This is a genomic window from Acidimicrobiales bacterium (assembly GCA_035531755.1).
In the GTDB taxonomy this organism is placed as follows: domain Bacteria; phylum Actinomycetota; class Acidimicrobiia; order Acidimicrobiales; family UBA8190; genus DATKSK01.
The window spans coordinates 58,558-68,254 of the sequence record DATKSK010000010.1 but is presented as its reverse complement, the minus strand read 5'-3'; the positions used below and the strand labels follow the sequence as shown (position 1 = coordinate 68,254).

At 73.8% G+C, this 9,697-nt stretch carries 9 protein-coding genes; 2 read left to right on the top strand and 7 right to left on the bottom strand.

Annotated elements, in window-relative coordinates; all coding sequences use genetic code 11:
• Positions 1-17 precede the first annotated feature (17 nt).
• The gene (locus VMV22_02375) at positions 18-1,214 is read right to left on the bottom strand and encodes an acyl-CoA dehydrogenase family protein (GenBank protein ID HUY21165.1); all 1,197 of its coding nucleotides are present in this window, start codon (positions 1,212-1,214) and stop codon (positions 18-20) included.
• Between the two features lie 7 nt (positions 1,215-1,221).
• Entirely contained in the window at positions 1,222-2,205 is a 984-nt protein-coding gene (locus tag VMV22_02370; protein ID HUY21164.1) for an NAD(P)-dependent oxidoreductase, read from the bottom strand.
• Between the two features lie 42 nt (positions 2,206-2,247).
• Here VMV22_02370 and VMV22_02365 point away from each other — a divergent pair, with 42 nt between their 5' ends.
• Both VMV22_02365 and VMV22_02360 read left to right on the top strand, forming a co-directional pair.
• Positions 2,248-3,684, top strand: a complete 1,437-nt coding sequence (locus VMV22_02365; protein HUY21163.1) for an FGGY-family carbohydrate kinase — start codon at positions 2,248-2,250, stop codon at positions 3,682-3,684.
• A 64-nt stretch (positions 3,685-3,748) separates the two neighbouring features.
• The gene (locus VMV22_02360; GenBank protein ID HUY21162.1) at positions 3,749-4,144 is read left to right on the top strand and encodes a hypothetical protein; all 396 of its coding nucleotides are present in this window, start codon (positions 3,749-3,751) and stop codon (positions 4,142-4,144) included.
• A 67-nt stretch (positions 4,145-4,211) separates the two neighbouring features.
• Here the strand turns inward: VMV22_02360 and VMV22_02355 are convergent, their stop codons facing one another.
• From VMV22_02355 to VMV22_02335, 5 genes are all read right to left on the bottom strand, one after another.
• Positions 4,212-4,988: a TetR/AcrR family transcriptional regulator gene (locus VMV22_02355; protein HUY21161.1), complete on the bottom strand. Its 777-nt coding sequence runs from the start codon at positions 4,986-4,988 to the stop codon at positions 4,212-4,214.
• 16 nt (positions 4,989-5,004) lie between these two features.
• Positions 5,005-6,252 carry an alcohol dehydrogenase catalytic domain-containing protein gene (locus tag VMV22_02350; GenBank protein HUY21160.1) on the bottom strand — a complete coding sequence of 416 codons (1,248 nt, stop codon included), beginning with the start codon at positions 6,250-6,252 and terminating at the stop codon, positions 5,005-5,007.
• A 67-nt stretch (positions 6,253-6,319) separates the two neighbouring features.
• A complete protein-coding gene (locus VMV22_02345; GenBank protein ID HUY21159.1) occupies positions 6,320-7,519 on the bottom strand; it encodes a CaiB/BaiF CoA-transferase family protein in 1,200 nt (399 codons plus the stop codon).
• Between the two features lie 9 nt (positions 7,520-7,528).
• Positions 7,529-8,386 carry an enoyl-CoA hydratase gene (locus VMV22_02340; protein ID HUY21158.1) on the bottom strand — a complete coding sequence of 286 codons (858 nt, stop codon included), beginning with the start codon at positions 8,384-8,386 and terminating at the stop codon, positions 7,529-7,531.
• 54 nt (positions 8,387-8,440) lie between these two features.
• Complete coding sequence (locus VMV22_02335; protein HUY21157.1) at positions 8,441-9,640, bottom strand: acyl-CoA dehydrogenase family protein; 1,200 nt, start codon at positions 9,638-9,640, stop codon at positions 8,441-8,443.
• Between the last annotated feature and the right edge of the window lie 57 nt (positions 9,641-9,697).

The following is a 9,697-nucleotide window of genomic DNA, read 5'->3' as shown; positions in this document are numbered from 1 at the left end:
GCCCGGACGAGACGTCGTCAGCGCCGGGGCATCTTGATGGCGCGGTCGGCGATGATGTTCTTCTGCACCTCGGTGGTGCCGGCGCCGATCGAGGTGTAGCGCTGCCACACGTAGTTGTGGCTCCAGTGGCCCTTGTCCACGGCGTCGGGCCCACCGCGGGCGAGCACCCCGGTCGGGCCGAGGATGTCGACGCCGAGCTCGGCGATGGTCTGCGACAGGTAGCTCCACTGCAGCTTGGCCAGCGGGACCTCCGGCCAGTTCTTCTCGCCCTTCAGGATCTTCGAGAGCGCCCGGGCGTTGAGCAGGCGGGTCAGCTCGAGCTGGGTCCACAGCCGGGCGATGCGGTCCCGGATGCCGGGGTCGTCGAGTGCGGCGGGGTTGTGGGCACGGGCCGTGGCGATGAGGTTGTCGAGCTCGATGCGCATCGACACCGACAGCCCCGAGGTGCCCACGCGCTCGCTGGCGAGCGTGCCCATGGCCACGTTCCATCCCTGGTTCTCGTCGCCGAGGCGGTAGGACAGCGGGACGCGGGCCCCATCGAAGTTGACCTCGCAGAACAGCTCCCCGCCGGTGATGTCACGGATCACGTGCACTTCGATGCCGGGCAGCTCCATGTCGACGATCAGCGCCGTGATCCCCTCGTGCTTGGCGCCGCGCTCGATCGCCGTGGGGTCGGTGCGGACCAGGAAGAGGCCCCACTTGGCCAGGTGCGCGGTGGAGATCCAGATCTTGCGCCCGGTGACCACGTACTCGTCGCCGTCGCGCACCGCCAGCGTGCGCAGGTTGGCGAGGTCCGACCCGGCCTCGGGCTCGGTGAAGCCCTGGCACCAGTGCACGTCGGCGCTCAGGATCCCCGGCAGCCACCGCTGCTGCTGCTCCTCGGTGCCCCACCGCAGGATCATCGGGCCGATCTGCCAGATGCCGTTGGCGTTGTAGATCCCCGGCGTCTTGGCCCGGGCCATCTCCTCGGAGTAGATGGTGTTCTGCATGACGGTGGCCTCGCGGCCCCCCCACGACTTCGGCCAGTTGATGGCCGCCCAGCGCCCCGAGTGCAGCCGCCGCTGCCACGCCTGGCGCCGCAGCATGGTGCGCCGGTCGGGGTTGTTCTCGTCGCCGATCTCTCCCGATGCCATGAATTCCGGGAGGTTGGCGTCGAGCCACTCGCGTAGCTCGGCCCGGAAGGCGTCGTCCTCGGCGGTGTAGGAGAAGTCCACGGGTGTCTCAGCGCTTCAGGACATCGGGGTTCACGATGTTGCGGGGTGTGGCCCCGGCCATCAGGCGGCACAGGTCGTCGGCGATGGTCTGGGTGTGGTTGGACTCGGTGTCGTAGGTGGCACCACCGATGTGCGGCGTCAGCACCACGTTGGGGAACGTCGTGAGGGGATGGTCGGTGGGCAGGTGCTCGCCCACGAAGTGGTCGATCCCCGCCGCGCCCACCTTGCCCGACCGCAGCGCCTCGACCAGGGCGTCGCCGTCGTGGAGCTGGGCGCGGGCGGTATTGAGGAACACGACGCCGTCGCGCATGGCGGCGAACTGCTCGGGGCCGATCATGCCCGTCGACTCGGCCGTCACCGGGGCGTGCAGGGACACCACGTCAGCCACCTCGAGGAGTTGCTCCAGGGTGTGGGTGGCGTCGGCGGCGTACGGGTCGCAGGCCACCACGCGCATGCCGAGCCCTTCGAGGCGCCACCGCAGCGCCCGGCCGACGGCTCCCAGGCCGACGAGCCCCGCCGTGCGCCCCGCCAGCTGCCAGGCGCGGAACCGCTGGTAGGGGATGGTGCCGTTCTTGTAGACGTCGCCGGCCCGCACGTCGCGGTCGGCACCGACCACGCCCCGGGTGGCCGCCAGCAGCAGCGCCACGGCCAGCTCGGCGACGGCGTCGGCGTTGCGGGCCGGCGCCCGCAGGACGGGGACGCCGGCGGCGGTGGCGGCCTCGACGTCGACGTTGGTGGGGTCGCCACGCGTGCTCGCCACGGCCAGCAGGGGGAGGTCGAAGACGGGACCGGCGCAGCGGTCGGCCTCGACCATCAAGATGGTGGCGCTCTCGGCGGCGGCCCGCTCGGCCAGCTGCTCGGCGTTGTAGATGCGGAGGGGCTCGTGGTCGATCCAGGGGTCGACGACGAGGTCGGCGATCTCGCGCAGCAGCTCGACACCCGGTCCCCGCACCGGGGCGGTGACGAGCGCCCGCGGGCGCGTCCGCTGCATCGATCCTCCTTCGGCCGCCGAAGTCATTCATAATGGCCGATCATGACGACCGTGTCAGGTTCGGTGACCGTCGGGATCGACATCGGCACGACCGCCGTCAAGGCGGTGGCGGCCGACGCCCACGGCACCGTTCTCGCCCGGGCCCGCATCCCCCACCGCCTGGCGACCCCGGCGCCCGATCAGCTCGAGCACGACGCCGCCAAGGCGTGGCGCCGGGGCCCGCTCCAGGCCTTCGCCCGGGTCGCCGCGGCCGGCGTCGACGTGGCGGGGGTGTGCGTCGCCAGCATGGTGCCCTCGCTCACCGCCGTCGACGGCCGGGGGATCCCGCGGGCCCCGGGACTGCTCTACGGCGACGCCCGGGGCCGGCCCGACACGGCCGGCGGGCCCGAGCCCGTGTCCGACCCGGGTGCCCCCAAGGACCTCGACTCGGCCATGCCCGACGCCGGCGGCTTCGTGCGGTGGGCCGTGCGCGAGGCCCCGGACGCCCGCGGTTACTGGCCGGCCCAGGCCGTCGCCAACTACGCCCTGGGCCGCGTCCCCGCCATCGACACGGGCATGGCAATGTGCATGGGCTCGTTGCGCACCGGTGCGGGCTGGGACGACACGGTCCTGGCCAGGATGGGTGTGACCGAGGAACAGCTCCCCGTGGTGGTCCCCATGGGGCAGGTGGCGGGGACGGTCACCGGGCGCGACACCGTACTCGCCGGTGGCACCGTCGACGCCCTGTGCGACCAGATCGTGTCAGGCGCCGACCAGGCCGGCGACGTCCTCGTGATCTGCGGCGCCACCCTCATCGTGTGGGCCGTCGTCGACGACTGGATCGAGGCCCCGGGCCTGTGGACGCTCCCGCACACGGTCCCGGGCAAGTGCCTCGTGGGCGGGCCGAGCAACGCCGGTGCGCTCTTCGTCGACTGGGCCCGTGCCCTGCTGCACGGCGTCGCCCCCCGCCGCCGGCCCGCCGCCGGCCCGGGCGCCGCGGCCGTCGCCGCGGCCGCGGAGCCGCCGCGCACCGGTGAGCCCGGGCGCGTGCCGGTGTGGACCCCCTACCTGCGCGGCGAGCGGGCCCCGTTCCACGACCCGTCGCTGCGTGCCGGGCTCCACGACCTCGACATCACCCACGACGCCGCCGCCGTCGAGCGCGCCGCCTACGAGGCGAGCGGGTTCGTGGTGCGGCACATGCTCGAGCGCGCCGGGATCAGCGCCCGCCGCATCGTGGCCAGTGGGGGTGGGACCAACGTGGTGCCCTGGATGCAGGCCATGGCCGACGCCACGGGGCTGCCCGTCGACACCGTCGCGGTGTCCGAGGGGGCCGCGCTGGGCGCCGCCTACGTGGCGCGCTGGACGGCGGGGCTCGAAGAGTCCCTCGACGCCGCCCGGCAGTGGGCCCACGTCGGCCGTCGGGTCGAGCCCGACGCGCGCTGGCACGCGGCTGCGTCCGAGCGCTATGCGCGCTTCCTCGCCGCCGGGCCCGGGACCTGAGGCGCGTCGACCCGCTTGGGAGTCCACGCGGCGCTCTGCCATGCTGTGCGGCGGAGGTGGCGTGGTGAGCCCCAGGGCAGACGAGCACGACGACCCGGAGTCCGGCGACGACTGGCTGTACCCGTTCGGGGTCGAGTTGCGCGGCGTCGAGCCCGGGCTCCAGGAGGCGCAGGACGGCTGGTTGGCGCAGATCGACTCCCTGCGTGCGCCCGACCGCAAGACGCACGAGCTGATCCGCATGGTGTGCACGGTGATCCTCCGCAACCCCGCGGGGATCGAGCGCCACGCCATGCTGGCGGCCGAGGTGGGCGCCACCTGGGAGGAGATCGCCGGGAGCCTCGTGCTCACCGAGCCCGCCTTCGGGCTCGTCCAGGTGTACGAGGCGATGCCGTCCGCCCGGCGGGGCTGGGAGCGAGGGCGCGCCGCCGTCGACGGCAGGCCGGGCCGGGCGTCGGGCTAGCAGGCCGGCGCCGGCGTCGTCCGGCGAGCGCTCGGCCGTTCCGGCGCCCGCCCGGGCCCGATCGTCCCTACGGGGGGGTGCCGACCTCGCCGTCCACCGACAGCACCTCCGGCGGCGGGGTGCCGCCGGCGAACAGGGCACGGTGCACCATGGTGGTGAGGGTGTCGAGCGCCGAGGCGTCGACGGGCTCGCCGGCGAACTGACGGAGATAGTGGAAGCGGTCGACCATGGCCACGACCGCCTCGGCGGCGGCGTTCGGGTCGATGCCCGGTTGCGGCCCCGCCTCGGCGATCCTCTTGGCGAGCGTGCTCGCCACGCCCCCGGCCGCCGCATGGGCCTGGGCGCTCAACTCCTTGTCGCTCATCACGAGGTCGGTCCAGGCACGCAGCACCGGGGCGTAGCGTTGCCAGGCCTCGGAGAACCGCTCCATCCAGGCGCGCAGCTCCTGCCATCCCTGCGCGTCCGGGCCCACCGGCCCGAGGGCGTCGTCGAGGGCGGCCACCACCGCGCCGGCCTCGCCCACCAGGGCGCGCAGCAGGTCCTCCTTGTTGGAGAAGTACAGGTAGAAGGTGCCGTGCGACGTGCGGGCCACCTTCACGATGTCGTCGACGCGCGCCGCGTGGTAGCCGCGGCGGGCGAAGACCACCATGGCCGCGTCGAGCAGCTTGCGCATCGTCTTGCGACCCTGGGTCCGCAGGGCGCGCTTGCTGGCAGGCTCGCCGGCGACCACCGTGGCGCGGGCCCGCCGCGACGGTGGTCGTGCGCCCGGCGCGGCCCCCGTGGCGGCGCCAGTGCTCACCGGGCTGCGCCCCGCCTCGGCGCCGGGCGTGGTGGCCGGTCCCATGCCCGAGGCATCGTAGTCACGGACCGGCCGCGGACGGCTCGAACGCCACCTTGATGGCGCCGCTCGTGTCCTGGTGGGCGAGGGCGCTGAGGGCGTCCCACCACCGCTCGAGGGGGAACCGGTGCGTCAGCATGCCGGTGAGGTCCACCCGCCCCGACGCCGTCATGTCGAGGTAGTGGGCGATGGCGTGCCGGCGCACGCCGTCGACCTCCTCGATACCGAAGGCGTTGGAGCCGGCGATGGTCAGCTCCTTGAAGTAGATCGGCGTCCACTCCCACCGCCCGGGCGTGCTGACACCGCTCTGGACGAGGGTGCCGCGCTCGGCGAGGACGCGCACGCCGACCTCGAGGGTCTCCGGTTTGGCGATGGTGTCGTACACGACGTCGATGCCACCCGGGTGGGCGACGGGGAGTCCGTCGAACGGCTCGTGGAGCACGCCGCCCGACCACTCGGCGAGCTCCTCGACCACCTGCCGACGAGGTTCGTGCCCGACGACCTTGGTGGCCCCGAGCTTGGTGACGAACGCGGCCTGTGCGGCGAAGCGCGCCACCACGGCCACCTCCACGTCGGGGTACAGCGCCCGCAGGGCGGCGACGCTGGTGGCGCCCAGCGCGCCGGCCCCGTAGACGAGGGCCCTGCCCCCCGGCGGCGGCGGGTGGTGCACGACGGCGTGCATCGACACCGCGAACGGGTCGGCCAGCACCGCCAGGGTGTCGGGGACCCCCGCCGGCACGGGGATGAGCATCGAGTCGTGGGCGGCGAGCAGGTCAGCCCAGGCGCCGGGGGCGTCGGTGGTCACCCCGACGTGCACACCGGGGCCCAGCGCGCCGCGCGTGAAGCTCCAGCACAGGTTCAGGTCCCCGGCCCGGCAGGCGGGGCAGGGCGGGTCGACGCCGCGCGGCGCGCAGCTGAGCCACGGGTTGAGCACCACCCGGTCGCCCACCGCCACCCCGGAGGCCTCGGGCCCGAGCTCGACGACCTCGGCCACCACCTCGTGCCCCGGCACGTGGGGCAGCGACGAGAAGGCGGACATCGGGTTGTCGACGTCCCCGTCACCGAAGTCGCCCAGCACGAGCTTGGCGTCGGAACCGCAGATCCCCGACAGGATCGGCCGCGTCACCACCCAGTCGGGTCGCGGCGGCCGGGCGTCGTCGACGACGTGGAGGCCGAACGGGAGCGACGCCAGCCGCCGCTCGACCTCGTCGGCAGGCCGGGGCCGCACCTCGTCGGGTGCGGGCGGCGCGCCGAACACGAGCGCCCTCATGCCCGCCCCCGTGGGTCGCCGGTCCTCGTCATCTCATCGCCTCCGTTTCTGCGATCCGTCTCCGACGTCACACGATCCCCTTCGCCTGCAGCTCGGCGAGCTCGCCGGGCGTCAGGCCGGCGAGCTCGCACCACACCTCGACGTTGTGGGCACCCAGCGCGGGTGCCCCGCTCGGTACCGGGCGGTCCTCGCCGACCAGCCTGGGGTACGGGCCCTGCTGGCGCAGCGCCCCGAGGACCGGGTCGTCGACGGCGACGAGGTCGCCGCGGGCCGCGAAGTGCGGGTCGAGGGCGATCTCGCGGGCGGTGTAGGCGGTCGCCACCGGAACGTCGTGCTGCACGCACGCCGACTCGACGTCGGCTGCGCTGCGGGCGGCGGCCCAGTCGGCCACGACGCCGTTGATGGTGTCGCCGTTGCGGGCACGGTCGGCGAGCGTGGCGAAGCGGGGGTCGTCGAGGAGGTCGAGGCGACCCATGGCCCGGCACAGGCGGGCGAAGTTGGCGTCCGAGCCGGCGACGACGCACACGTAGCGACCGTCGGCCGTGAGGTAGTTGTCGAGCGGTGCCGAGTTCGACAGGCGGTTGCCCTCCCGGGCGCGCACCGTTCCCAGCCGGTCGTAGGCCGGCACCGTCCACTCCAGGATGCGCAGCACCGACCCGTACAGCGAGGCGTCCACCACGGCGCCGGTCCCGCTGCCGTGACCGCGACGGCCGGCGTCGCGTCGGTACAGCGCGGCCAGGGCGGCCTCGGCCGCGAACACCCCGGTGAGGTAGTCGGCGACAGTGACGCCCGGTCGGACGGGGGGCCGGTCCGCCTCGCCGGTGAGGTGGAGCAGCCCCCCGTAGGCGACGCCCAGGCGGTCGAGCCCGGGCCGCGCCGCGTACGGGCCGTCCTGCCCGAACGCGCTGATGCGCACGACGACGAGGCGCGGGTCGAGCATGGCGGGCCCGAGCCCCCACGTTTCCATGGTGCCGGGCCGGAAGTTCTCGCACACGACGTCGGCGGTGGCCGCCAGCCGACGGAAGAGGTCCTGGCCCTCGGGCGTGCGCAGGTCGCACGTGGCGCTCTTGCGCCCGCGGCCCTCCACCGCCCAGAACAGCGAGTACCCGTCGACGAAGGGGCCGATGCCGCGCATGAAGTCGCCGGCGCCGGGCTGCTCCACCTTCACGACCTCGGCGCCCCACTCGCCGAGCAGCCCCGCGCAGAACGGGGCACCGATCCTGGTGCCGACGTCGATGACCCGCAGGCCGTCGAGGGGTCCCGGCATGCGGCGGCGTCAGTCCTGCGCGGCGGGAGGCTCGTCGCCCCGGTCGCGCGCCGCGAAGACCTCTTTCATCGACCCCAGCTGCTTGCGCTGCTCGAGCGCCGCCAAGGCGGTGGCGGTGTTGTGGGCCCACTGGTGCGCCATGAAGTGGTACCGCCACGACGCGCCCTTGCCCATGAGCTCCCCCACGTTGTTGATCGAGCTCTTGACGACCTGCGCCGTGATCGGGGGGACGAGCGCGATGCGCCGGGCGAGCTCGCTGGTGCGCTCCATGAGCTCGGCGCGCGGCACCACCTTGTTCACGAGGCCCAGGCGCAGCGCCTCGGCGGCGTCGAGCTCCTCGGCGGCGAGCAGGAACTCCTTGGCCTTGCGGATGCCGAGCTCCCAGGGCTCGACGAGCAGCTCGACGCCGGCGCCGGTCATGCGCAGGACGGGGTTCGAGAACGACGCGTCGTCGGCCGCCACGATGAGGTCGCACATGCACGCCAACATCAGGCCGGCCGCCACGCACTTCCCCTGCACCGCCGCGATGGTGGGCTTCCGGAAGTCGTGGATCTTCCGGCAGCGGTCGACGTACATGACCTGCTCGTGGCGGAACTTCCCCTCGGGCGTGGCGCGCATCGCCACCCACCTGTCGGGCTCCTCGTTCCCGACGAGGGCCTTGAGGTCGTGGCCGGCGCTGAAGTGCTTCCCGGCGCCGGCCAGGACGACCACGCGGACCTCGTCGTCGTCGTCGGCCCGGTCGAAGCAGGCGTCGAGGGCGTCGATGAGGGCGGTGTCCTGCGCGTTGGCCACCGTGGGCCGGTTCATGGTGAGCGTCGCCACGGCGCCGTCGACGTCGTACCTGACCACCGGCTCGTCACTTCCCACTGCCCGCCTCCTTCGACAGCGCCACGGCGCCGCCCCGTCGCCAGCCCCGGGCGCTCACGGCACGGCCTCCGTGGCCACGGGCTCGCGGGGCAGGCCCAGGACCCGTTCACCGATCACGTTGCGCTGGATCTCGTTGGTCCCGGCGAAGATCGACGCCGCCTGATAGTAGAGCCATGCCCGTTGCCACGACCCGTCCCCGGGGTTCCCGGGCGCGTCCCGCCACAGCGGTGCCGCCGGCCCGAGCACATCCATGGCCAGGGCGTGCAGCCGCTTGCTCATCTCGCTCCAGTAGAGCTTCAGGATGCTGCCTTCGGGGCCGGGCTCGAGCCCGCGCTGGAGCTTGGACAACGATCGCCAATTGAGCAGCTGGAAAAGGCGCACCTCGACGTAGGCCTGGGCCAGGCGCCGGCGCAGCCTGGTGTCGTCGAACGAACCGGCGTCGGCCGCGGCCGACAGGAGCTCTTCGAGGTGTTGCAGGTGGATGACGAGCTGGCGGGGGTTCACCCCCCGTTCGTGCGACAGGGTCGAGCCCGCCACCCGCCACCCTTCTCCCGGGCTCCCCACGAGCTGGTGGTCGGGCACGAACACCTCGTGCAGCTCCACCTCGTTGAACTCGGCCTCGCCGGTGAGCTGCACGAGCGGGCGGACCTCGACACCGGGCGCGTGCATGTCGACCACGAAGTAGGACAGGCCCCTGTGCTTGGGGGCCGCCGCGTCGCTCCGGGCCAGGCACACCGCCCAGTCGGCGAACTGCGCGTACGACGTCCACACCTTGCGACCCTCGAGCTCCCATCCTCCGGCCACCCGGCGCGCCGCCGTGCGCGCCGCCGCGAGGTCCGAGCCCGCGTCGGGCTCGGAGAACAGCTGGCACCACAGGGCCGCGGCGGTGGGGATGGCGGGGAGCCACCGTGCCTTCTGCTCGTCGGTGCCGTGGGCGAGCAGCGTCGGGCCCGCCAGATTCACGCCGATGCGGCCCACCAGCTCGGGGGCCCGGGCCCGGGCGAGCTCCTCCTGCACCACGAAATTCTCGGCGGGCCCCAGCCCCCGGCCGCCGTAGGCAGCCGGCCAGGTCACCGCCACCCATCCCGCGGCCGCCAGGTCCGCCTGCCACCGCCGGCCGAAGGCGACCTCCTCGGCCAGGTCGTCGAAGCGCGGGGGCAGGCCCACCCCGTACTCCCACGGCAGGTGGGTGTGGAGCCACTCCCGTAGCTGGCTCCGCAGGTGATCCTGTTCCGGCGTCGTCGTCAGGTCCATCGGGCCGCGCCAGCATGACACACACGTCAGGCTCCCGAACCGGCCGGTCGGTAGGCT

What these genes read in the sequence shown, in the direction of transcription:
- VMV22_02370 (HUY21164.1), bottom strand. Translation starts at nt 2,205, where the DNA reads ATGCAGCGGACGCGCCCGCGGGCGCTCGTCACCGCCCCGGTGCGGGGA.
- VMV22_02365 (HUY21163.1), top strand. Translation starts at nt 2,248, where the DNA reads ATGACGACCGTGTCAGGTTCGGTGACCGTCGGGATCGACATCGGCACG.
- VMV22_02355 (HUY21161.1), bottom strand. Translation starts at nt 4,988, where the DNA reads ATGGGACCGGCCACCACGCCCGGCGCCGAGGCGGGGCGCAGCCCGGTG.
- VMV22_02350 (HUY21160.1), bottom strand. Translation starts at nt 6,252, where the DNA reads ATGAGGGCGCTCGTGTTCGGCGCGCCGCCCGCACCCGACGAGGTGCGG.
- VMV22_02345 (HUY21159.1), bottom strand. Translation starts at nt 7,519, where the DNA reads ATGCCGGGACCCCTCGACGGCCTGCGGGTCATCGACGTCGGCACCAGG.
- VMV22_02335 (HUY21157.1), bottom strand. Translation starts at nt 9,640, where the DNA reads ATGGACCTGACGACGACGCCGGAACAGGATCACCTGCGGAGCCAGCTA.